The 22,516-nt window shown below is 35.8% G+C and carries 24 protein-coding genes; 16 read left to right on the top strand and 8 right to left on the bottom strand.

What is annotated here, in order from left to right; all coding sequences use genetic code 11:
• The first annotated feature begins 74 nt into the window (after positions 1–74).
• From COD92_RS22475 to COD92_RS22450, 6 genes are all read left to right on the top strand, one after another.
• Positions 75–854 (top strand): PhzF family phenazine biosynthesis protein, encoded by a 780-nt coding sequence (locus COD92_RS22475; RefSeq protein ID WP_098531061.1) that lies wholly within the window; start codon positions 75–77, stop codon positions 852–854.
• A gap of 175 nt (positions 855–1,029) precedes the next feature.
• Positions 1,030–1,557 (top strand): dihydrofolate reductase family protein, encoded by a 528-nt coding sequence (locus tag COD92_RS22470; protein WP_098531062.1) that lies wholly within the window; start codon positions 1,030–1,032, stop codon positions 1,555–1,557.
• 124 nt (positions 1,558–1,681) lie between these two features.
• A complete protein-coding gene (locus COD92_RS22465) occupies positions 1,682–2,257 on the top strand; it encodes a LysE family translocator (protein WP_098531063.1) in 576 nt (191 codons plus the stop codon).
• A gap of 17 nt (positions 2,258–2,274) precedes the next feature.
• A complete protein-coding gene (locus COD92_RS22460) occupies positions 2,275–3,054 on the top strand; it encodes an AraC family transcriptional regulator (RefSeq protein WP_098531064.1) in 780 nt (259 codons plus the stop codon).
• Between the two features lie 45 nt (positions 3,055–3,099).
• A complete protein-coding gene (locus COD92_RS22455) occupies positions 3,100–4,068 on the top strand; it encodes an MBL fold metallo-hydrolase (RefSeq protein WP_098531065.1) in 969 nt (322 codons plus the stop codon).
• A 152-nt stretch (positions 4,069–4,220) separates the two neighbouring features.
• Positions 4,221–4,598 carry a hotdog family protein gene (locus tag COD92_RS22450; protein ID WP_098531066.1) on the top strand — a complete coding sequence of 126 codons (378 nt, stop codon included), beginning with the start codon at positions 4,221–4,223 and terminating at the stop codon, positions 4,596–4,598.
• 234 nt (positions 4,599–4,832) lie between these two features.
• Here COD92_RS22450 and COD92_RS22445 read toward each other — a convergent pair whose 3' ends face one another.
• From COD92_RS22445 to COD92_RS22435, 3 genes are all read right to left on the bottom strand, one after another.
• Positions 4,833–5,330, bottom strand: coding sequence for a DMT family transporter (locus COD92_RS22445; protein ID WP_098531067.1), 498 nt, complete (start codon positions 5,328–5,330; stop codon positions 4,833–4,835).
• An 11-nt stretch (positions 5,331–5,341) separates the two neighbouring features.
• Positions 5,342–5,770 (bottom strand): DMT family transporter, encoded by a 429-nt coding sequence (locus COD92_RS22440; RefSeq protein WP_098531068.1) that lies wholly within the window; start codon positions 5,768–5,770, stop codon positions 5,342–5,344.
• An 84-nt stretch (positions 5,771–5,854) separates the two neighbouring features.
• A complete protein-coding gene (locus COD92_RS22435) occupies positions 5,855–6,169 on the bottom strand; it encodes an ArsR/SmtB family transcription factor (protein ID WP_098531069.1) in 315 nt (104 codons plus the stop codon).
• A gap of 148 nt (positions 6,170–6,317) precedes the next feature.
• Between COD92_RS22435 and COD92_RS22430 the strand changes: the two genes are divergently transcribed.
• From COD92_RS22430 to COD92_RS22415, 4 genes are all read left to right on the top strand, one after another.
• Positions 6,318–7,190 carry an SDR family oxidoreductase gene (locus COD92_RS22430; RefSeq protein WP_098531070.1) on the top strand — a complete coding sequence of 291 codons (873 nt, stop codon included), beginning with the start codon at positions 6,318–6,320 and terminating at the stop codon, positions 7,188–7,190.
• Between the two features lie 226 nt (positions 7,191–7,416).
• Positions 7,417–7,548, top strand: coding sequence for a macro domain-containing protein (locus COD92_RS33445; RefSeq protein ID WP_176541242.1), 132 nt, complete (start codon positions 7,417–7,419; stop codon positions 7,546–7,548).
• Between the two features lie 283 nt (positions 7,549–7,831).
• Entirely contained in the window at positions 7,832–9,220 is a 1,389-nt protein-coding gene (locus COD92_RS22420) for an aminotransferase-like domain-containing protein (RefSeq protein ID WP_141561131.1), read from the top strand.
• A gap of 118 nt (positions 9,221–9,338) precedes the next feature.
• Complete coding sequence (locus COD92_RS22415) at positions 9,339–10,634, top strand: MFS transporter (RefSeq protein WP_098531073.1); 1,296 nt, start codon at positions 9,339–9,341, stop codon at positions 10,632–10,634.
• A 637-nt stretch (positions 10,635–11,271) separates the two neighbouring features.
• On the opposite strand, the gene COD92_RS22410 is transcribed toward COD92_RS22415, so the two are convergent.
• Together COD92_RS22410 and COD92_RS22405 are read right to left on the bottom strand one after the other, a co-directional pair.
• Positions 11,272–11,934, bottom strand: a complete 663-nt coding sequence (locus COD92_RS22410; protein ID WP_098532427.1) for a YczE/YyaS/YitT family protein — start codon at positions 11,932–11,934, stop codon at positions 11,272–11,274.
• The gene (locus COD92_RS22405) at positions 11,934–12,383 is read right to left on the bottom strand and encodes a GNAT family N-acetyltransferase (protein WP_098532414.1); all 450 of its coding nucleotides are present in this window, start codon (positions 12,381–12,383) and stop codon (positions 11,934–11,936) included. Before COD92_RS22405 ends, COD92_RS22410 begins: the two co-directional genes overlap by 1 nt.
• A 128-nt stretch (positions 12,384–12,511) precedes the next feature.
• Here COD92_RS22405 and COD92_RS22400 point away from each other — a divergent pair, with 128 nt between their 5' ends.
• The 3 genes from COD92_RS22400 to COD92_RS22390 are packed head-to-tail and all read left to right on the top strand — an operon-like array spanning position 12,512 to position 14,156.
• On the top strand, positions 12,512–12,964 hold the full coding sequence (locus COD92_RS22400) for a MarR family winged helix-turn-helix transcriptional regulator (RefSeq protein WP_098532415.1): 453 nt from the start codon (positions 12,512–12,514) through the stop codon (positions 12,962–12,964).
• Between the two features lie 25 nt (positions 12,965–12,989).
• Positions 12,990–13,508 (top strand): spermidine/spermine N(1)-acetyltransferase, encoded by a 519-nt coding sequence (gene paiA, locus COD92_RS22395; protein ID WP_098532416.1) that lies wholly within the window; start codon positions 12,990–12,992, stop codon positions 13,506–13,508.
• Between the two features lie 24 nt (positions 13,509–13,532).
• Complete coding sequence (locus tag COD92_RS22390; protein WP_098532417.1) at positions 13,533–14,156, top strand: FMN-binding negative transcriptional regulator; 624 nt, start codon at positions 13,533–13,535, stop codon at positions 14,154–14,156.
• A gap of 260 nt (positions 14,157–14,416) precedes the next feature.
• On the opposite strand, the gene fsa is transcribed toward COD92_RS22390, so the two are convergent.
• On the bottom strand, positions 14,417–15,085 hold the full coding sequence (gene fsa / locus COD92_RS22385; protein WP_098532418.1) for a fructose-6-phosphate aldolase: 669 nt from the start codon (positions 15,083–15,085) through the stop codon (positions 14,417–14,419).
• 23 nt (positions 15,086–15,108) lie between these two features.
• On the bottom strand, positions 15,109–17,097 hold the full coding sequence (gene tkt, locus COD92_RS22380) for a transketolase (RefSeq protein ID WP_098532419.1): 1,989 nt from the start codon (positions 17,095–17,097) through the stop codon (positions 15,109–15,111).
• Between the two features lie 250 nt (positions 17,098–17,347).
• On the opposite strand from tkt, the gene COD92_RS22375 reads away from it, so the two are divergent.
• The 3 genes from COD92_RS22375 to COD92_RS22365 all read left to right on the top strand — a co-directional run bounded on the left by COD92_RS22375 (position 17,348) and on the right by COD92_RS22365 (position 20,743).
• Entirely contained in the window at positions 17,348–18,097 is a 750-nt protein-coding gene (locus tag COD92_RS22375; RefSeq protein WP_098532420.1) for a DeoR/GlpR family DNA-binding transcription regulator, read from the top strand.
• 400 nt (positions 18,098–18,497) lie between these two features.
• Positions 18,498–18,875: a helix-hairpin-helix domain-containing protein gene (locus COD92_RS22370; RefSeq protein WP_098532421.1), complete on the top strand. Its 378-nt coding sequence runs from the start codon at positions 18,498–18,500 to the stop codon at positions 18,873–18,875.
• Between the two features lie 677 nt (positions 18,876–19,552).
• A complete protein-coding gene (locus tag COD92_RS22365; protein WP_255286797.1) occupies positions 19,553–20,743 on the top strand; it encodes a styrene monooxygenase/indole monooxygenase family protein in 1,191 nt (396 codons plus the stop codon).
• A gap of 728 nt (positions 20,744–21,471) precedes the next feature.
• Here COD92_RS22365 and COD92_RS22355 read toward each other — a convergent pair.
• Entirely contained in the window at positions 21,472–22,365 is an 894-nt protein-coding gene (locus COD92_RS22355; protein ID WP_098532423.1) for a CPBP family intramembrane glutamic endopeptidase, read from the bottom strand.
• Positions 22,366–22,516: the final 151 nt, after the last annotated feature.

Below are 22,516 nucleotides of genomic sequence, written 5' to 3'. Positions count from 1 at the left end.
CTTTCAAATTGATGAAATTAAAGCATTAATGAATTAAACTATTAAAATTGTAAAAAAATGAGGAGGTCACCATAATGAGATATTATGTTGTAGATGCATTTGCTGACAAGGTGTTTGAGGGAAATCCTGCTGGAGTTTGTATCATGGAGGAATGGCTTCCAGAAGACACTATGCAAAAAATAGCAATTGAAAATAACCTTTCCGAAACAGCATTTGCTGTAAAAGAAGAAGACGGCTATCGGTTGAGATGGTTTACACCAGGAGGAGAGATCAATCTTTGTGGTCATGCAACCTTAGCTACTGCTTATGTCATTATGAATTATGTTGAAACTCAATTGGATACCGTCCAATTCCATACTATGAGTGGAATGCTTACCGTAAACAAAATAAATGAACTGTATGAAATGGATTTCCCTGTAGTTGTTTCAGAAGAATTGCCTGTTACTAAAGAGATGGTGGATGCTCTAGGAACCACACCGATAGAAGTTTATTTGAATAGAGATTTGTTAGTAGTATTAGAGTCAGAAGAAACAGTCAACAATCTAAGTCCTGACTTTTCAAAACTTGAACAGTTACCAGAGGGTCTTGGTGTTATTGTGACTGCCAAAGGAAATAAATATGATTTTGTTTCAAGAGCGTTTTTTCCAAAGTTAAAAGTTAATGAGGACCCTGTATGTGGATCTGCACACTGTGGCTTAGTCCCATTTTGGTCGGAGAGACTACAGAAAAGTGAAATGGTGGCAAGACAGTTATCTAGTAGAGGTGGTACGCTTTATTGTATGCATGAAGACACACGAGTCAAGATGGCTGGAAAAGCAGCGCTCTATTCAATAGCCGACATAAATATTGGATAATAGCTGTTGAAGAATGGGGATTGCTATGGTCTATTGACAAATACCTTAACATTGCTATTTTGCACAACATATTGAATACTAAAAGCCGAAAAACAACTACTTAAATTAGTGTTTTATCGGCTTTATTAAAAACTTAGTTTGTCAACAGCCTGAAACAAGGGTAAGGGGGATTCAAATGGAAAAACAGCGTAACATTATTTTATACATTGGTACTTCAATTGATGGCTCTATTGCAAATGATGATGGTACATTAGAATGGTTAGAATCAACAGAAGTAGAAGGAGATTCTGGCTATCATTCACTCCTTGAAAGAATTGACACTGTTGTTATGGGAAAAGGAACTTATGATGTCATTCGTGGATTTGATATGGACTATCCTTATATTGCTTATAAAAATTATGTATTTTCTAAATCTGTTAGTGGATCAGACGAATACGCTACATTTATTGATGAGGACGTCAAAACTTTCATTAAAAATATAAAACAAAAGCCTGGTAAAGATATATGGTTAATTGGTGGAGGAAATTTAGCTCGTGAATTTTTTAAAGAAAATTTAATTGATGAATTCCAACTAGCCATTGCACCGATTATTCTAGGGAAAGGGATCTCCCTTTATACCGGAGATGATATTACTCTGGAATACACATTAACGAAAGTAGAAAAATTAGGTCAACTTGCTATGCTTCATTATATAAAAAAATAATTATCATCATCTTTCCCTTTTTTAGTAGAGGTAACTTTAAAGAGTAATTCCGCAATAATATACTATATGCTATTAAATTTTAAGATGTATAATTCCATGAGAATACCTTGAAAGGAGTTTTCTCATGAATTTTACATCTTTTTTAATTTACTGTTTTGTTGTTACTTTTACGCCAGGACCCACTAATATCGTCATACTATCCACAGTCCATAATATGGGGGCAAAAAAGGCAATGGAATATACGTATGGAGCAACGATTGCTTTTGGTATATTACTTGTTATTTCTGCTATGTTGAATACTGTCCTTATAGAGATAATACCAAAAATAATAATTGTTATGCAGATCATCGGAAGCTTATATATGTTCTATCTCGCTTATCAAATTTGCAAAAGGAATTCGTCAAAACCAGCTGTAAACGAAGCTGGTACCTTTAGGTCAGGATTCCTTATGCAGTTTTTAAATCCAAAAGTGGTATTATTTACTATGACTGTAATTCCTAGTTTTATTATGCCGCACTATACCGCAATGCCTGCGGTGACTATAAGTATTTTCGCAATAACTCTTATTGGATTTTTGGCATTTATTACATGGGTTCTTTTCGGTACAATCTTCAAGCAGTTTTTACATAATCATAGTAAGATTGTTAATGTAATGATGGCATTACTTTTAGCCTATTCTGCAGTGATGATATGGATATAGATAAAGGGGTGAATGAGATGGACAAATTTATCTATAAAAAATCAGCAGGTATTACTGCATTATCAGCAAGTATTACTGATTTTACGTATAAGAAGCATTCTCACCAGGAGTATGCAATTGGGGTAACATTGCGTGGTATTCAACAATATAACCTGGATGGCAGTTCACAATTATCCTATCAAAATGGTGTTATGCTGTTTAATCCAGAGCAGGCACATGACGGAATGGCACATGATCATAAGGCAGGACTTGATTATATTATGTTATATATTGAGCCGCAATTGCTTTTAGAGGTTATGGGGAAAAAGGATATAGTGCGTTTTTCGACCCCTATTGTGTATGATTACAGACTTCAACAAAGAATATTAAGTCTTTCTAATGCCATATTAAGCGAAAAAGATGAGGCTTTGTGCAGTGAATTACTCTTATCCCTCACAGATAGCCTCATTCATACGGATCTTTCTACAGACAATAAGAAAGATAACGCACTCATTAGAAAAGCAAAGGATATGCTTCATACCAACTTAGAAAATGTACTTAAACTTGACGAGATATGTAAAGAGATTGATTTATCGAAATTTAAGTTTATCAGATTATTCAAGGCTCATACTGGAATTTCACCATACCAATACTTTCTTAACTGCAAGATAGAACGTGCAAAGCAGTTAATAGAAAAAAATGGAGACATTTATTCAGTAGTAGCTGAATGTGGTTTTGTTGATCTATCTCATTTAAATAAACACTTTAAAAGCGTATATGGAACAACTGCATTTGAATATATGTCACATTTAAATTGAGAAGAAGTTTTTGTTTAGTCATTGAAATATAAGGAGGGAGAGCCTATGAAAAAATCCAATATTATTTTCTTTGAAAGAAAATTTCCAAGTGCAAATATGATTCTTATCAAGGATGAGCTCCCGATCCTTATTGATACTGGTTTTGGGAGTGATGCAAAAGAAACAGAGCACTTAATTAAAGAAGCAGGCATTTCTCCAGATGAGTTACACCTTATTGTAAACACGCACTATCATAGTGACCATGTTGGAGGCAATTTTCATCTTCAAAATAATTATGGGGTAACGATTGCTGCTCATAAATGGGACGCCGACTTAATAAATTCCTGTAACCCTGAAGCCTGTAGTGCAGAATGGTTGGATCAGCCTGTAGAACCTTATCTAGTCGATAGGAAGCTCAGAGATAATGATGACATTACCACAGGAAGTAGAACCTTGAGAGTCTTGCACACACCGGGACATTCGTTAGGGCATATTTCTTTATATGAACCTGAAGAAGAGACTTTAATTTGCGGGGATCTCTTTCACAAAAATGATATCGGATGGTTAAATATCTTTCGAGAGGGTGTTTCATCGATCCAACGATCGATGGAAAGTTTGGATCGGTTATCGATGCTAAGACTTCAACATGCATATTCGGGACATGGACCTCAAATGGAGAATCCTATGTCTACCATTGATGCAGCAAGGAAACGGTTTGAAAAGTGGCTCAAGGCACCAGAAAAAGTTTCATGGCATGCCTGCAAGAGGATTTTTTCATTCACATTAATTATAAAAAACGGATTGGCGAAAGAAGAAATCAATAACTATCTCCTAAAGTGTGGTTGGTTCCATGATTTTGTATGCTACTTTTTCCAGCTTCAGCCAGAAGAATTTATTCAAATCTTGCTCGATGAAATGATTCGTTCTGGAGCCGCAAATTGGAACAATAATCATTTAATCGCCACCATCCCTTACCAAGCACCACAAAAGAAATGGATGAATAAGAACATAAAACCAAGAAATTGGATACCTTAAGATTTTCTCACATAACTCCAGAACAATACTATACTTACGAATCAGTCTCTTTTTTACTTACAAAGCAGGAAAGTTGAATATTATTTAATATTTTTGTAATATTCAGATTACCATTACCCATAAAGCATAAAACCTTGAGAGGGGATATTTATATGCCATTAAAAGCAGGAGATATCATATCGTTTGAACGGACTTTTACGGTAAGGGATGTTGAATTATTTACAGAGATTTCAGGTGATGAAGGGATTCATCATAAAACACCAGATGAACAGGGGAGACTTGTCATTCAAGGGTTATTAACGGCAACTCTGCCAACAAAAATAGGTGGAGATTATAACGTTCTGGCTCGTACAATGAATTTTGAGTTTTTAAGACCTGTGTTTACGGCAGATACAATAATTTGTGAAGTTAAAATTGAAAAATATGAAAGGCAAGAAAATAATAGAACAGCTATTATGGCATCCTTTTTATGTAAAAATCAGAATGAAAAGGAAGTATTAAAAGGGGATTTTTCAGGTGTAATACTTTAAATTCTTTATACTCTCTTCAAATAGTGTGGTGCATTCCGTAAAGATCAGGCTGCTTAAAATGCAGCCGTTTTCTTATTCGACTACCGGGTGAAGTTATTTAAAGAAAATGTGGTAATTTATAAATAACTGAAGGCAGTTGAAATATGGAAAAATATTATATCGCAGGGAAGTATGAAGTTTGTGAATACAATAACCTTTATTTAACATAAACCAATATACGCTACAACCTTTATTTTAGAGGTTTGCTGCTTTTGGTTCATTTAAATTTTGCGCATCTGTTTGTCCGCTTGAGCGTTTATTTCCTTTATAGATAAAATAAAGGGCAACAATCATAAATAGTAATGCGAAGGCACGTTTCATATCTAGGGCAATTACTAAACTATTAAACCACCCAAAATGATCAATTAGCACACCGATTACAAGCTGACCAGCAATACCAGCAATATTAGTTGCTATGACACCAATTCTTGGTACCGCCATGACCGTAAGAAGTAAGTACATGGTGCCTAAGAATGCGGCACTTAATTGCCATTTAGGTGCATCTAGAATGGCAAGCAAATTTCCTTGGCCAAAAAAGATAATAAAAATGGTTAAAAACATTGTCCCGATTAGAAAGGTTAATAGTGTAGTTTCAATAGTTCCTGCTTTTCGACTGAATGTACCATTGATAGACGATTGTGCGCTTAGTGTGATACCTCCAAATAAGATAAATAGAATCATAAATATACCCATCTTTAGACCTCCTAGTTTACTAAAATAAGTGCGATAATCATTGAAATAACAGCAAATATTTTCTCTCTGTTGATTCTTGTTTTTTTGCTACCTAGCCAACCATAATGTTCAATAACCATACTCATGACCAGTTGACCAATAATGACTGCCACCATGGTGATCCCAACACCAACAAAAGGAACACTAACCACTATAGATGTTAAATAAACAACCCCTAAGACACCACCAAGTAAAGACCATTTAGGAGCTTCAACAGCATAGGAAAGTTTACCTTTTCCAAAGAATATCCATAATAATCCCATGATGATCGAACCCATAAAGAAGTTATAAAAACTAGTTTCCAATTGTCCTATTGTTTTCCCTAGTTCACCGTAGAAAGCTCCTTCAAAACTAAGTGCTGCCCCTGCAAATAACGCTAGTATATACGAGAAGTAACGCATTCGATAAACCCTCCTAAGTATCTCTATAAATAAATATCTAGAATAATCGATATATTGTTTGATAAAAAACAGAAATCACCCAACTCAGATTTCTGTTTTAAAATATTCGGCCAACTGACGAATGAATTCTTCGTTTCTTCTATAATAAGTCCATTGACCATAACGAACAGATTCGAGCAGACCAGCTTTTTGCATCATATTTAAGTAGTGTGAAACCGTAGATTGAGAAGCTTTGGCCTTTTCTTGAATATCCCCAACACATACTCCGCCTTTGTAGCTTACCTCCTTTGGCAGGTGAGCGCCTTGTTTAGGGAAATGCTTCTCTGGTTCCTTCAACCACTGTAAAATGTTAAGCCGAGTTTCGTTTGATAACGCCTTAAATACATCGATTGGTTCCATGTTTTATATTATATATCGATTTTTTTCGATATGTCAATTTTGATAATTAAATAAATAGTATTTTACCTGTTGACATATTGAATACATGTAACTAAAATGAATACATGTATTCAATATTGTTGCAAATGAAATGATGGAGGGAATATTAATGAAAATATTAGTTACTGGAGCAACAGGGAAATTAGGTTCAAAAGTGGTAGATTCATTATTGAAAACTATACCTGCAAGTGAGCTGGCAGTGAGTGTTCGAAATCCAGAGAAAGCAGAAGGACTTCGTGCTCGGGGAGTGGAAGTTCGTCAAGGAGATTTTGACCGACCGCAAAACTTAGATCATGCTTTTAAAGGGATTGACCGCTTATTAATTATTTCTGCGGATGGTGACAATGAAACAAGAATTCATCAACATACTAATGCTGTCCAAGCAGCTGAGCGTGCAGGGGTAAAATTTATTGCTTACACAAGCTTGGCAAATGCAACAGAAAGCAAAAATTTAATGGCTCCACCTCATGTTGCGACAGAAGCAGCCATCATTAAGACGTGTATCCCATATTCTTTCTTGCGTAACAATTGGTATTTGGAAAACGAAATTGGAAGCATTCAAGGTGCTATGACAGGAGCTCCATGGGTAACTTCTGCTGGAGAAGGTAAAGTAGGCTGGGCACTGCAACAAGATTACGCAGATGCAGCGGCAGCGGTTCTTATTGGAAACGGTCACGAAAATACTGTTTATGAACTTTCAGGTCCCCTTTTAACTCAAGAAGAATTGGCGTTAGCTCTTGGTGCTGTATTGGGTAAAGAAATACCCGTACAACAAGTTAGTGACGAAAAATATGCAGAGATCATGAAAGGCTTAGGTCTACCTGATTTTGTGATTCCGATTGTAGTTGGAATTCAAGAGAGCATTAGAAATGGTTCACTAGAAGTTGAAAGCAATGATTTTGAGAAAGTTCTTGGTCGTCCAGTTACGCCGATCAACGAAGCACTGACCCAACTTGTTAATGTAATTTCACAAACAAAATAAAATAGTTGAGACTAAAATCCCTGTTTCAGGAAACTTGAGGGGTTCTAGTTTTTAATGAATGATCATGACAAACCGACCTTGGTATGAAAAAAGGTCGGTTTTTTGTTAAGGAGGTACAGCTGATGAAAAATGCTTTTGAGATACACATACGGCAGGAAAAGTACGTAATGCAGCAAAGGGATGAATAAGCTTCTTGTTATATTTCTTTCCTCTAATTAGCAACGAAATGGAAGATATTAAAATTATTACTTTCTGTGCGATCTCAACGGGTGTATTCGGTTTTCCTAAACAGGAAACTGCTCATATCGCAGTAAAGACTATAAAATCAATGGCTGCTAAATCACCCAAATATATTTAACATGTTCAGGTATGAAGATTACAATGAATTTTTAAATGTTATTACCAGTGATAGTTCATTAAAGAGACTTTCAACAACTTAACTACCAAGAGAATTTTTTTAATTATCAACCAAGATTGGGAAGGAATGTATTTAAACTATTGGGCAGGTTGCTATTTTCGAAATAATTAAGTAAGAAAAAGAATGCTACTCGGATATTCACTAAAAGGCATAATAGTAAAGAAAATTATAATTGTTTTATAAACCGCACAATCATATAATTGTGTGAAAAAGGATGCGTATCATGCCAATTAATTCTTTTGAAAACTATCCGATGAGTTGGAAGCCATCGATTGATAAAACTAAAAAGCCTATTTATCAAGCACTCGCTGGGCAATTGGAACAGGATATAGTAAACGGAGTCTTATTACCTGGAACAAAACTTCCTCCACAGAGAGAACTGGCTGATTATTTGGATTTAAATTTAAGTACTATTTCAAAAGCTTTTAAAGTTTGTGAGTTAAAGGGCTTGCTAAGTGCATCTGTTGGAAGTGGCACATTTGTATCGTATGATGCGTTATCGAATGCGTATTTACTTGAAGATACAAAGCCGAAGCATTTAATTGAAATGGGAGCAACACTACCAGATAATGCTTCATACGAGCCATTGCTACTTCAACTAAAAAGTATGCTGCAAGAGACAGATTATGAAAAATGGTTTGGTTGTGGTCGGGCAGGAGAAGACCTTTGGCAAAAGGATGCAGCTATAAAGCTAATCCGAAGAGGTGGGTTTGAAACAACCGTGGATCACATTTTATTTGCAAATGGGGGTCAAAATGCGATTGCTGCTACATTGGCAAGTCTTTGTAAGCCTGGAGATCGCATTGGTGTTGACCATCATACCTACCCGGGCTTAAAAACTGTTGCAGCAATGCTCAGTGTGCAGATAGTACCGATAAAATCAGAGAACTATGAAATGAGTCCGACGTCCTATGAATATGCGTGTAAAAATGACAATATTAAAGGTATTTACTTAATCCCAGATTATCATAATCCGACAGCTTCCTTTATGTCTGTGGAGAATCGAAAAATGATTGCAGCAATTGCCAAAAAGTATAAACAGTTCGTTATTGAAGATGCATCGTACCATCTTCTGGGCAAAAAACCACTTCCAGCAGTCGCATCATTTGCCCCAGAACAGGTCATCTATATTGCAAGTTTATCGAAGTCATTAGCACCAGGGTTACGACTAGCCTATGTAGCAGTGCCGAGTCAATTTAAGGAGCCAATTTCAAAGGCACTTTATAATTTAAATATAACAGTTTCCCCGCTATTAGCAGAACTCACAGCACGTACGATTGTATCGAATCAATTTGAAGTGTTAATTAAGGGTCATCGGGAACAAACCATTCGCAGAAACCAAATCGTAAATCGATATTTTGCAGACTATACGTGTTTAGGTGTAGAAACAGGCATCTTTCGTTGGTTGTTATTACCAGGCAAGATTACAGGTGCTGAATTTGAAACGTTAGCTGCTGGGCAGGGAGTACAAGTGTATGCGGCTGAACGTTTTGTCGTTGGAAATAGATGTCCAGAAAGGGCTGTAAGGGTTTCTGTATGTGCACCAAAAACGCTGGAAGAGCTTGAGCAAGGATTGATGATCCTTAAACGTTTGCTAAACGGTCTTACCTAATATTGTTTGCCATACAATTATAATATTGTATGGTTTTTTTGTGCGTGTTATGATGATTCAAATCTAGTTGGGAGTTTATTAGAAATAGAATTAGGTTTCTAGAAAGGTAGGTTAGAGAATGTTACAAAAAGATAGTGTAAAAGCGTTAGACGTCCAAACAGCTTCGTTACAAAGCTACATTCGCTCTTCAGAAAAACAAAAAACGTTATACAAGCGAACATTATTCGTTGTAAGTATTTCACAAATTTTTGGTGGTGCAGGATTAGCAGCAGGAGTTACTGTGGGGGCACTTCTTGCACAGCAAATGCTCGGTACAGATGCGTTTGCCGGAATTCCTTCAGCTTTACTTACTTTAGGGTCAGCAGGAGCTGCATTATTTGTTGGGCGACTTTCTCAACGCTATGGTCGTCGTACAGGTCTATCAGCTGGTTTTATGATTGGTGGACTTGGAGCAATAGGAGTCATAATGGCAGCAATAATAAATAGTGTATTACTGTTATTTACTTCCCTACTTGTTTATGGTGCAGGATCAGCAACAAATTTACAAGCTCGTTATGCAGGTACGGACTTAGCGAACAGTAAACAACGGGCGACTGCTATTAGTATTACAATGGTTTTTACAACTTTTGGTGCAGTTGCAGGCCCAAATTTAGTGAATGTGATGGGGAATTTCGCTCTTTCTATTAGTGTTCCATCACTTGCTGGTCCTTTCATTTTAGCAGCAGCAGCATATATCTTAGCAGGTGTTGTCCTTTTCATCATGCTTCGTCCAGATCCATTAGTTATAGCAAGAACGATAGAAGCGACCAACCAAGAGGTTAGTGATAAAGGACAATTGGCAACAACTGAACATACAGAAAACAAAAGAGGAATAATCGTTGGAGCAACGATAATGGTTCTAACTCAAATTGTAATGGTAGCTATTATGACAATGACACCAGTTCATATGAGACATCATGGACATGGCTTGGGTGCAGTAGGTCTTGTTATTGGTTTTCATATAGGTGCCATGTATCTCCCTTCACTGGTTACAGGTGTTCTTGTTGATAAGTTGGGGCGTACTGCGATGTCTATTGCATCTGGAACTACGTTGCTACTGGCAGGTTTAATAGCAGCATTTGCACCAGGAGATTCTATGGTTCTTTTAATAATTGCTCTTTCTTTACTTGGCTTAGGATGGAATTTTGGTTTGATAAGTGGCACTGCACTTATTGTGGATTCAACTAAATCTTCCACACGGGCTAGAACTCAAGGTACAGTGGATGTTTTGATTGCGTTATCAGGAGCTGCTGGCGGAGCATTGTCTGGAATGATTGTAGCAGGTTCAAGTTATCTAACATTATCATTTACTGGAGGGATTTTATCCTTATTACTAATTCCAGTGGTGATATGGTCTCGTGGAGGTAAAAAATAAGCCAGATAGTTTTACGAAAACAGTTTGCTTGGGGGAAATATTTTTGAAACTAAATAGGGGCGATACTTCTAGAAGAAGGTCGCCTTTTTTAATTTCACATTGTGAAGAATTGTACTTAAAGTATAGGGGGCTTGAATGCAATAAGGTTTGCATTAGGTTAATGGAAAAGCAACCAAAGATAATAAAGGTATAATTATTTAATTTATTGAATAAATATTCATTTTCTGCTAATATAATAATAGTTTAAATTCTTCTGAGTTTAGACCTCCTAAAATGGACTTAGCCTAGACCACTAAGTTCAACTTTGACCTTTGATTTTATAGATCAAAGGTATTTTTTTGTTTGGACATTGTTGTAAATTGTCACTCATTCTACATTTACTTTTTAATTTATTATAATAAAGTGAGATAATGACTTTATACGGGTTTTTAATTCAAGGGCTAAAGGTTTACTTTTTACTGCCCTGACTATAGTTTGAATCAATTGTATGTCAGCAAATTCACATAAGGAAAGGTATGAATCATTAGAAAAAATTCTAGCACCCCAAATAATTCTTTATTAAAGGTTACTGCTTTAGCGCGATATTTATATAGATTCTTCAAGGGAGGTTAGTGAAAAAAGAACAACAAAAACCATCCTATATAGAATGGTTTTTATCTTTATCATAATTTCGTGCTGTACTAGAGTGTGTTAATATGCGGTCTATTACTCTATTAGTAAGTGGCATAAAGTAATTAAGTATTAGCCCCCCTAAACAAACGGTTAATAAAGTTCCGATGCCAATGGGTCCATTGAATATTATTGCCAACATCAAGAATACCAGGTAAATGAATGTTCGCGATAACAATATATTTGTTCTAGTTAATTCTTGTATGATTAGGGTTAATCGGTCAATAGGAATCGGGGCAAAATTTGTGTGTAAATATGTTGCTGTTCCTAATCCGATAACAACTAAGCCGATTCCAAAACAAACCACTTTGCTGTACCATAGTTCAGGTGTTATCAAATTGTGCAATATAAAAAGCCACATATCAATTCCAATACCTGTTATAAATGCTGTTAACAACCCCAAAACTTCTGGTCTTTGTCTTTTTAAAAATGAATTACAACCTATCAATATTAAAGCTATTATTATTTCCCAACTTCCCACTGTAAGCCCAACATTTATGGACAGTCCTACTAAAAGTGCGTCGAAAGGTGAAGTTCCAAGGTCTGATTGTATAGTAAAAGAAATACCAAGGGTTAAAAATAATATCCCTAAAACATAAAGTGGATATTTTGTTTTACTTGACCTTTGCATCACTTAGTAGTTATTTCTTTTAGCATTAAAATATGTGGGATTCCATCTTCCATAAATATATTAGATGAAGTCCGATAGCCAAGTTTTTGATAAAAACCCACTGCTTGTGTTTGTCCGTGCAATTTAACCTGGGATACTCCCTGTTCTTCTGCAATTTCTTCTAACGTTTTTATAATGATTTTTCCAAGACCAAATTTACGGTAAGGTTCAAGGATGCAGATTCTCTCCAATTTACCTACTCCATGAATAAACCTGATCCTTCCCGTACCGATTGTTTGATCATTGTAATGGACTAATATGTGTTGGCATAGTCCATTTAGTGTATCAAATTGATCAAATTCATCAAATTCATCTTCTAGTGGTACACCTTGTTCCTTCACAAATACTTGTTTCCGAATAGCAAATGCTGCCTTTAATTCTTCATCCATCGTTATTCTTTTTGCATACATTTATTTCAGTCCTTTTAAATTAATGTGACCTTGATAATTTTGTTGCAAATGCAATAAAATTAGGTTAAATTTAATTTATATCACTTTTATAGTAAATGCAACAAAAAAAGTGGCTTAAGGAGATAATCATGAAAGAAATTTTACGAGAAATTGGAATGATAGCAAGGGCATTAGATTCTATAAGCAATATAGAATTTAAAGAATATGACCTTACAAAAGGGCAGTATTTGTACCTGGTACGAATATGTGAAAACCCAGGAATTATTCAAGAAAAGTTAGCTGAGATGATAAAAGTAGACCGAACAACAGCAGCTCGTGCTATAAAAAAGCTTGAAATGAACGGATTTATTGAAAAGAAAAACGATCAACATAACAAAAAAATAAAAAAGCTCTTTCCAACAGAGAAAGGGAAAAATGTTTATCCTTTTATAAAAAGAGAAAATGATTATTCCAATACCGTTGCATTAGAGGGATTTTCCGAAAAAGAAGTAGAAACCATTTTTACTCTTCTCCAAAGAGTTAGAAAAAATATAGAAATAGACTGGGAATTTGTAAAAAAGGGAAACAAGAGAAATTATTAATTGTATAAAGGAGCGACATATTTAAATGACTATAAATATAAAACAGTGTAACCTTGAGGATTTACGCAAACTTCAAGAGATTAGTTATGAAACATTTAATGAGACATTTAAGGATCAGAATTCACCCGAAGTTATGAACGCTTATTTGGAAAGGGCATTTAACTTAAACCAATTAGAAAAAGAATTATCCAATATTTCTTCGGAATTCTTTTTTGTTTATTTTAACAATGAAGTCGCTGGATATTTAAAAGTAAATACCAATGATGCTCAGTCTGAAGAAATGGGTGATGAATCGCTTGAAATCGAGAGGATTTACATATTGAACAAACTTCAAAAACATGGGCTTGGTAAATATCTGCTAAATAAAGCGATGGAAATTGCCATGGAACGTAATAAAAAGAAAGTCTGGCTAGGCGTATGGGAAAAAAATGAAAATGCAATTGGCTTTTATGAGAAAATGGGGTTTGTTCAAACTGGAGCTCACTCTTTTTATATGGGAGATGAAGAACAAATAGATTTTATAATGATAAAAACGCTAAAATAAAACTATTTCAAAAGGCGGGTTATGATGTATATTCCAAAATATTTTAAGGTCACAAATGTTGATGAAATTTGGGATTTTGTTCAAAAAAACTCTTTTGGCACGATTGTTACAACAGAACAAGGGAAACCGATTGCCACTCATTTGCCTTTGGTGTTAACTAAAAAAGGTGATGATTACTATATTACTGGGCATATGGCTTTTGGAAATCCTCAGTGGAGAACATTTGAAACCTGTGAAGATGTGCTTGTGATGTTTCAGGGACCGAACGCTTACATTTCTTCTTCTTGGTATTCGCACGAAAATGTTCCGACTTGGAATTATCAGGCTATCCATATGTATGGAAAAGCAAGTATTTTAGAGAAAGATGAGTTAATAGAAGAATTAACAGGCATGTTGGAAATATATGAACATAATCGTGAAAATCCAGTTTTATGGGATAAACTTTCTCCTGAACTATTAGAAAATCAACTAGAAGGTATTGTTGGTTTTAAGATAAAAGTGGAAGAAATCCAGGCTGCATATAAATTAAGTCAGAACCGAAATGAAACGGATTATATTAGCATAATTGATAAATTACAAAATGAAGGAAATCTAAATTCCAAACAAATAGCAGAACTGATGGAAAAGAGATTAAAAAATCGCAAATAAATTATCAGGTGATACTCCCGCCATATATTCAATTCACCGATGTAAGAGTTAAAGGAGGGAACTGTCATATTTGCAGCTCTCTTGAGATTGTGAAGGATTGTACTTAAACTATCGGGTGCTTGCCTCTGATCCTAAGGATGTGGAGGGCTTTGAGCAATTTATGAAACGTTTTTCCAACGGACTTGCAATTGAAAATCTTATATAACAAATTAGGTATAAAAAACACGACAGGGGAATTCCTGTCGTGTTTTTTATTTAACTTAGTTTTTAAGAGTATTTTCCCAATCAGCAGCAAATTTTTCGATTCCTTGATTAGTAAGTGGATGTTTAGAAATTTGCTCAATGACTGAAAATGGAATCGTTGCAATATGTGCACCTGCCATTGCTACACGAGTTACATGATCCGGATGACGAACAGATGCTGCAATAATTTGTGAGTCGAAATTATGAATGCGGAACAATTCAGCTATCTTTGATACTAATTGGACACCGTCTTCGGAAATATCGTCTAAGCGGCCTAAAAATGGAGATACATACGTTGCACCAGCACGAGCTGCTAATAGTGCTTGGTTTACTGTAAAGATAAGTGTGACATTTGTTTTAACGCCTTTATCAGCTAGATAACGGCAAGCCTCTAAGCCAGCTAAAGTCATAGGAAGCTTGATTGTAATTTTCTCATCTCCGCCGTTAATTTTAATAAGCTCTTCAGCTTGGGCAATCATTTCATCAGCTGTAATGGCCTCTGGAGTTACTTCAGCGGAAACAGACTCTACTTGTGGAACTGCTTGGCAGATTTCTTCAATGCGGTCTTCGAATTTTACGCCTTCCTTAGCAACTAGGGAAGGATTAGTTGTAACACCTGATAAAACACCAATTTTATATGCCTTTTTAATATCAACAAGATTTGCAGTATCAATAAATAATTTCATCGTATATTTCCTCCATTTTTAGATTACAGTAGACTTTTTGCAGTTCGAACAACATTTTCTGTCGTAAATCCAAATAGCTCCATAACAGCAGCGCCCGTTCCTGAAGCACCGAATGTTTCAATAGATAATACTTTCCCTTCTGATCCTACATAGCGTTCCCATCCAAGAGAGATGCCCATTTCTAGTGCCACACGCTTCGTAATAGAAGCAGGGAAGACAAGCTCTTTGTACTCTTTCGGTTGACGATCGAAAAGTTCCCAGCTTGGCATTGCGACAACGCGAACCGATACATTTTCCTTTTCAAGTTCAGCTTTCGCGTTAATGGCTAATGACACTTCTGAACCGGTAGAGATCAAAATAACCTCTGGTTGGTCATTTGTTTGCGTTAAAATGTAAGCTCCTTTAGAAAGGTTGTCTAAATTGGCTTGTGTTTCTTGGAACACAGGCAGGTTTTGACGGCTTAGTACTAGGGCAACCGGACCGTCTATTTGTTGTAGTGCATAAGCCCAAGCACTTGCCGTTTCGTTTGCATCTGATGGGCGAATTACAGTTAGCCCTGGGATCGCACGAAGAGAAGCTAGCTGCTCAATTGGCTCATGAGTTGGACCATCTTCACCAACCGCAATCGAATCATGAGTAAATACATAAGTGACTGGAAGCTTTTGCAAGGCTGCCAGACGAATTGACGGTCTGAGATAATCATTGAAAACAAAGAATGTGCTTACAAAAGGCTTTACCCCGCCATGAAGAGCCAAACCATTGCCAGCTGCTCCCATTGCGTGTTCCCGAACACCAAAGTAGATATTTCGTCCGCTAAATGATTCTACTGCGAATGCTGCGTTTTCCTTTATGTCTGTCATTGTGGAGTGAGAAAGATCCGCACTTCCTCCAAAAATAGAAGGAACTGATTTTACAAAATGGTTAATGGCTTCTCCGCTGGCTACACGAGTTGAAATTGTTTTACCTGTATCAAATGTCAGGATGTCTTCCGTATTGATTAAAACTTCTCCCGTGATGGCATATTGCAGTTCCTTAGCTAATTCAGGATATGTCTCTTGATAAGACTGGAATAATGCATTCCATTGTTGTTCTTGGCTAATTCCTCTTTGTTTTAGCTCTTCAAAATGGGCTTTAACTTCTTCTGGTACAAAGAAATCCTCTTCATAGTGCCAGCCATATACCTGTTTTGTTGCACGAGCTTCTTCTGCTCCAAGGGGATTTCCATGTGCCTTGTTAGTTCCTGCAACTTTGGGACTTCCATAACCGATAGTGGTTCTAATTTCGATTAAAGTTGGTTGGTTTGTATTTTGTTTAGCTAATGTAATAGCTTTTGAGATTTCTGCTACATCATTGCCATCTTCTACTCGTAAATATTGCCAATGAGCAGATTCTGTTCTTTTTTGAATGTCCTCTGAAAATGAAAGGTTTAATTCACCGTCCAAAGAAATATCATTTGAGTCATATAATGCAATTAATTTTCCTAGTTTCATATGACCGGCCATAGACATGGCCTCATAAGAGATGCCTTCCATTAAGTCTCCATCGCCAACTAGAGCATATGTATAATGGTCAATTACAGGGTATCCGTCCTGATTGAACTTTGCAGCTAAATGCGCTTCAGCCATCGCCATACCTACTGCATTTGCAATTCCTTGCCCTAAAGGCCCAGTTGTCGCTTCAACACCTTCTGTGTGACCAAATTCGGGATGACCAGGTGTTTTGCTATTAAGCTTTCTAAAACTTTTTAAATCTTCTAAAGAAACATTGTACCCAGCTAAATGAAGCAAACTATACAACAAACTAGATCCGTGTCCGGCAGAAAGTATAAATCGATCTCGATTAAACCATTTTGCATTTGCAGAATTATGATTTAGATGATGTGCCCAGAGTGCATATGCCATTGGAGCAGCACCCATAGGAAGACCTGGATGACCGGAATTAGCATTGTTGATCGCGTCAATTGATAAGGTACGAATCGTATTTACAGCTAGTGTTTCAATACTGTGATTCATCTTTTTTTCCTCCTCTTTATTCATGTAATTTTAAAATTAGTACAAAATGTCAGTTATTAGGTTTCTTGCCTAGAAGAATTTCTTGTTTTTGCATCTTAAATCTAGTTTTTCCGTGTTTGAAAATATTTTATCTCTAAAAACAAGAAAAAACAAGAATAATTTCGTTGAATTTTTTTAAAATTGGTGAATTCCAGAAAAAATAATATAATATAAGAAAAAACATGCAAAAACACGGAGGCTGATCATTGTTATGCTTAGAAAAGAACGGCAAAGCAAAATTTTACAAATACTTGAAAAAGAAGGGAAAGTCGTTGCTAAAGAATTAAGCATGAAATGGGATGTTTCCGAGGACACAATTAGACGAGATCTAAGGGAAATGGATTCATTTGGTCTTCTCAAAAGAGTACACGGCGGGGCATTTCCTGCTTCAGCGAGTGCTTTAACTTTTTCTGAAAGAACGGAAGAAAATATAGATGCAAAAAAAGAATTGGCTTTAAAAGCAGTGAAAATTATTAAAGATGGACAAGTTCTTTTAATAGATGGAAGTACAACAAATCTTTTTCTGGCTCAAGAAATTCCAATGGAGTTTAAAGGGACCATTATTACGAATAGTCCCTCTATTAGTTTGGCATTATCAAAACATCCAAATACAGATATCATACTCTTGGGCGGAACCTTCTTTAAGGAATCTTTTGTGACTGTAGGATTGGATGTAATTGATGTGCTTAAAAATATTAGAGCCGACCTCTGTTTTTTAGGAGTGTATTCCCTGCACCCTGACTTTGGTATCAGCATCCCTCATATAGAAGAGTCTTATGCTAAACGTCAGATGATTAAAAGTTCAAATAAGATCGCTACCCTGGTAACAAGAAGTAAACTTAATACTATTTCCAATTACTTGGTTGGTCCCGTTTCTGAACTTGATTACTTAATTACGGAAGACGGTCCACTAAGTCATAATTTAAACAAGTACATGGAATTAGGTATCGAAATTATCTAACTATAGTAGTTATTTTTGATTTGAGCTAAACCAGTTAATAGTTTGTCTACATTTTTCTATAAAAAGTTTAATACCCGCATGTTGTATAGATGTAGGTTCTATTCGATATCTTGGAAAGAGGATCTGCTTTTTAGTAAGGCGTAAATCTCCGCATTCGGGCCATTTAATTGAATAAGGATGAGTCGACTGTAAAGATAACGCTCAAACCTGAAGGTCTTTTATCGTCAGGATTTAGGGGATGAAAACGTGGGGTTTAACGGTTATAGGGTAGGGCTGTAATCCTGTCAATCTGAAAAGTAGGTGAAATCATATTAAAATTTCTTCTCCCAAACTTCCATTAACACCAAAAGAAAAAGTACAATTAAAAACGTGTAAAATAAAATTAAAAGAGATTCCCGGTATGGACATTTCACGTTTATCCAAGTGTTTACAAACTTCTTTTGAACGAACTAAATACCTCCGTGGTCTCGCTCAATTCCAATTGATACCCTCTATCGGTCCCAAAGTCGCTCAACGAGTAATTGATCTAGGTTATTATTCTCTTGAAGAGATACAAAACGAAGATGGTGCTGATTTAATTAATCGTTTGGAAGCACTTTATGGATATTGGGAAGACCCTTGTGTGGAAGATTCTTTAAGATGTATTATACATTATGCCAAACACCCCGATAGCGAAAAAAGTTGGTTTGATTTTACTGAAGAGCGTAAAAGATATCGTCAAGAGTATGGATATCCAATTGAAAGACCTCAGTTAGCTTGGCATGAAGTGAAAAAATGATATTGGCAAAGATAACAGTAATTATAAAAGAGGAAATGAACGTATTGTGAACTCGAAGAATATGGGAAAATCCTAATCAAGTTATTTAACTAAAGGTGGATATTGTGCAAGATATCACATGATGGTATTTAGCTGAAATTAAAGTTGCACGTTCTTCAATTAAAGGACGCTTATCCCTAGTAGCAAGGAATGCGCTCTTTTTTATGTATCGGGAGCGATTATGCAATAACACTTAGGATTAAAAGACTTTATTGTTATATTTTTAAGTGCAGTGAAGTAACTTACTTCAAAAATGAAACAACCTTATTTTAACCCCGTCCTAAAATCAGAACGGGGTTATGTGTGTTTGGGGTTTTAAAATTAAATAACTTTATTGTCTATTCTTTTCAATGCTTTCACCAAAAAACATCTATTTCAAAAAAGTTCCAATCATCTGTTATATTACACTATTTGGAATTTAATGTTAAGGTGATTTTAGCCCTTAATTTACTTTACGGTCTATAATACGAATCCTGTCACTAAAGAACCATTTACATGAGAATTAGTCTTCAATAAAATAGGTAATAGTTACATTTGGAGGGAAATGTTAGCAAAATTGTTTCACAGGACTAGTACATATAATGTAACTTGGCATTCAACCAAATCGCTTGGAGAATGCTGAATTTTCTAATAAGGGAGTGGGATTGTTGAAAAAAAGACTCTGTATTATTGGTAGTGGCGTAGCCGGACTGCATCTAGCTTATGCTCTAAAGGACGACTTTGATATTACAGTCATTGAACGTCAATCACCAGATCAGATTAGAAAAGGCCGAATCATGTCTACCCAGGTGCATTTTGGATCAACAAGGACTCGTGAAAAACGCTTTAATGTGCCAAAATGGGGAGAACAAACTCTTATTGAAAGTATTCATATAACGATTGGAAATCAAAAACTATTTGTAGGAAAATTGCAAGAACCGGCATTATCTGTTGATCAACGTTTGTATTACTCTCATTCTATTAAAGATCTTGTAGAAAAAGGAGTTTCCTTCCGTCAAGAAAAGGTAGAAAAAGAGAGTGTGGAAGTACTTATAGATGAGTTTGATTTAGTTATTGATTGTACAGGGAAAAATGGACCTCTTATGCCGTTTCCGATTGAAGAGGATCTGTCTCCTTTTCAATCTCCTCAGCGAAAATGTATCGTTGGTTATTTCAAAGGTATAAAAGCAAACACCCCTTTGGGAGTAAGTGTAACGGTTCTTCCTGAGTTGGGTGAAATGTTTGAAATACCCGCAATAACAGAACACGGTCCTGTTACCATACTGTTCATAATGGCATTACCAAACAGCGATTTAGACAAATTTAAAGGAATTAAAAATGCAGAAGAGTTTACTCTTAAAATGAGGAGTACAGTTCAACAGTTTTTCCCGGAAATTTATAACCGAATTGATGGAAAAAATTTTGCTTTATGTGATGAAAATGGCTTTCTCCAAATGGCCTTAACACCTGTTATTCGAAAGCCATATCTGATGGTTAAAAATAAGCTGGTAGTTGGCTGTGGCGATAGTGTATTTTTAAACGATCCTATTACGGGTCAAGGCTGTAATCTCTCTTCTTACTGTGCTGAACAATTGTATGAAACACTTACCGAATACAAAAATTCTAAGTGGGGCGTAGAAACAGGAGAGTGTTATTGGAATCGAACGAAACAGTATGTAAAAGAAGTAACTGAATGGACAAATGCCATGACGAAACCATTACCTGAGCATGTTGTTCAATTGCTACTTCAGGGTGCACAGGACCAAGTAAAAGCAAACGAAATTGCTGAATGGTTTGCCAATCCGACAAAGGCGTATAATGCGTTTTTTTCAAAAACAACGATACATTAAAAAGTCAATGACCGCCATGAAGGCGGTCATTGTTCGTTCCCAATTAAAGCAGGTTAAATTGAAACTACGAAGGGAAAGAGATAGATGATGAATACAGGGAAGCTAATTTTGTGGCTTTGGAAGTAAAATCTCAATATCTTTAATCCTTAGATTTGATAATTCATTTACCCGAATTCCAGTTCCTAAGAAAAGGGACAGGATACTAATATTTCGTTCTCTATCTCGTTTAAAATACTTAATTTGAGATGGAGAAAGGGAGCTTTCATAGTCACTCCACAGCCTTTTGGTACTTTTCTAATGATTGGGTTATTCCTTACTTTTTACAATTGAACCTGAAGAATGAATTAATTGTTTTCGGTAGGATTTCATTAAAATCATGAAGTTTAACTAAGTGAATACCTCTTCGATTAGAAACAGAAATAATCATAAGAAAAAACCTAATTAAAAAAGACAAAAAAAAAGAGCTTTTTAGTCCTGCTCCGTGGTATCAGCCCCATCCTTCGCCAACACCGGCGATAACCCCACTTGTTATCCAACCATCTTTATTATAATTGAAAACGCTTACAGTATCAACTTTTTTGCATTTCTATATGCGTTACAAAATAACCAATTTACCATAATAAATAAATTTTCTTGTTCACTATAGGGGGCTTTAGTTTAAGTAATGATTACTAAGCACAAAAAGATGCCAGTAACCTTTCAGAAATAGAAGGTGCCTGGCATCTTAATTAAAGTCTTGTAAATTTGTATTTTCTCAAAGAAATAAATAAGAAAATCCCAAGAGAAACAATGGTCCACATAAGTGAGATAGCCGGTTCAATATTTGTGACAACAAATAACGATGGAATGTTACCCATGGCAGAGTCATCCATCGTGATGAACCACCCCAACAGCATATTATTTGCTGCGTGCGCTCCAATCGACAATTCGGTACTGTTCGTTTTTACGGTGATATAACACCAAATGAATCCAGTTAACAAATAATCCGCTCCAACCAATAGGGGGGAATACCCCATTTCAGGATTGGTGAAATGGAGTGCGCCAAAAATCGAGCCAACTATTAGAGATAAAAGAAAAGGATTGCGAACCCATTTTCCGAAAAACTGCAAGAGATATCCTCTGAAAAATAATTCCTCACAGGTCGTTTGAATGGGAGTTAAAACCAGCACGAGCACAAATAAAATCAAAAAATCAGAAACTCTGACATCGTTGAATGAGTAATCCCCAGGGTTTAACAGGCAATCGATGATGGTAGTCAGAACTAAGATGACAAAGTAGGTAATAAATCCAAAGCCTATTCTCTTCCAATCTATTTTTCTATTGGGCGTAATGAGTGATGTAAATTTCCGTTTATGAATGAAACGAATCGCGACAAAAAGGCCCAAAAGCCAAAACAAAAAGGGTGAATTCATCAAAGCAAAATAAAGTAACGGGTTAATTCCTACGTAATCCTCTTGATCAAAATCATAATAGGTATTGGGGTTTCCATCCGTATTAACGATCCATTCACTAATGATGGCATAAGGCAGCGCCCCGACAGAGATAAACAGAATAATGACAATAAATGAAGATATATACCGCTTCCAGCTATTCTTGCCTTTTATTACTCTAATAAAATCCAATTACATTAACACCTACATTCTAGTAGTTTTATAAAATAATACAAATTATTACACTATTGGTTAGATTAGTCAATTGCTCCATCTGAAAGTTATCCAAATGGTTTTTCAGGATCATAACTTCATTATCATTTACTAATTATTAGATACATGC

This window comes from Bacillus sp. AFS037270, assembly GCF_002585305.1.
This window is presented reverse-complemented; position numbering and strand designations above follow the sequence as displayed.

Bases quoted from the DNA above. Each gene is read 5' to 3' on its own strand.
- COD92_RS22475 (WP_098531061.1), top strand. From the start codon at position 75: ATGAGATATTATGTTGTAGATGCATTTGCTGACAAGGTGTTTGAGGGA.
- COD92_RS22470 (WP_098531062.1), top strand. From the start codon at position 1,030: ATGGAAAAACAGCGTAACATTATTTTATACATTGGTACTTCAATTGAT.
- COD92_RS22465 (WP_098531063.1), top strand. From the start codon at position 1,682: ATGAATTTTACATCTTTTTTAATTTACTGTTTTGTTGTTACTTTTACG.
- COD92_RS22460 (WP_098531064.1), top strand. From the start codon at position 2,275: ATGGACAAATTTATCTATAAAAAATCAGCAGGTATTACTGCATTATCA.
- COD92_RS22455 (WP_098531065.1), top strand. From the start codon at position 3,100: ATGAAAAAATCCAATATTATTTTCTTTGAAAGAAAATTTCCAAGTGCA.
- COD92_RS22450 (WP_098531066.1), top strand. From the start codon at position 4,221: ATGCCATTAAAAGCAGGAGATATCATATCGTTTGAACGGACTTTTACG.
- COD92_RS22445 (WP_098531067.1), bottom strand. From the start codon at position 5,330: ATGGGTATATTTATGATTCTATTTATCTTATTTGGAGGTATCACACTA.
- COD92_RS22440 (WP_098531068.1), bottom strand. From the start codon at position 5,770: ATGCGTTACTTCTCGTATATACTAGCGTTATTTGCAGGGGCAGCACTT.
- COD92_RS22435 (WP_098531069.1), bottom strand. From the start codon at position 6,169: ATGGAACCAATCGATGTATTTAAGGCGTTATCAAACGAAACTCGGCTT.
- COD92_RS22430 (WP_098531070.1), top strand. From the start codon at position 6,318: ATGAAAATATTAGTTACTGGAGCAACAGGGAAATTAGGTTCAAAAGTG.
- COD92_RS33445 (WP_176541242.1), top strand. From the start codon at position 7,417: ATGGAAGATATTAAAATTATTACTTTCTGTGCGATCTCAACGGGTGTA.
- COD92_RS22420 (WP_141561131.1), top strand. From the start codon at position 7,832: ATGCCAATTAATTCTTTTGAAAACTATCCGATGAGTTGGAAGCCATCG.
- COD92_RS22415 (WP_098531073.1), top strand. From the start codon at position 9,339: ATGTTACAAAAAGATAGTGTAAAAGCGTTAGACGTCCAAACAGCTTCG.
- COD92_RS22410 (WP_098532427.1), bottom strand. From the start codon at position 11,934: ATGCAAAGGTCAAGTAAAACAAAATATCCACTTTATGTTTTAGGGATA.
- COD92_RS22405 (WP_098532414.1), bottom strand. From the start codon at position 12,383: ATGTATGCAAAAAGAATAACGATGGATGAAGAATTAAAGGCAGCATTT.
- COD92_RS22400 (WP_098532415.1), top strand. From the start codon at position 12,512: ATGAAAGAAATTTTACGAGAAATTGGAATGATAGCAAGGGCATTAGAT.
- paiA (WP_098532416.1), top strand. From the start codon at position 12,990: ATGACTATAAATATAAAACAGTGTAACCTTGAGGATTTACGCAAACTT.
- COD92_RS22390 (WP_098532417.1), top strand. From the start codon at position 13,533: ATGTATATTCCAAAATATTTTAAGGTCACAAATGTTGATGAAATTTGG.
- fsa (WP_098532418.1), bottom strand. From the start codon at position 15,085: ATGAAATTATTTATTGATACTGCAAATCTTGTTGATATTAAAAAGGCA.
- tkt (WP_098532419.1), bottom strand. From the start codon at position 17,097: ATGAATCACAGTATTGAAACACTAGCTGTAAATACGATTCGTACCTTA.
- COD92_RS22375 (WP_098532420.1), top strand. From the start codon at position 17,348: ATGCTTAGAAAAGAACGGCAAAGCAAAATTTTACAAATACTTGAAAAA.
- COD92_RS22370 (WP_098532421.1), top strand. From the start codon at position 18,498: ATGGACATTTCACGTTTATCCAAGTGTTTACAAACTTCTTTTGAACGA.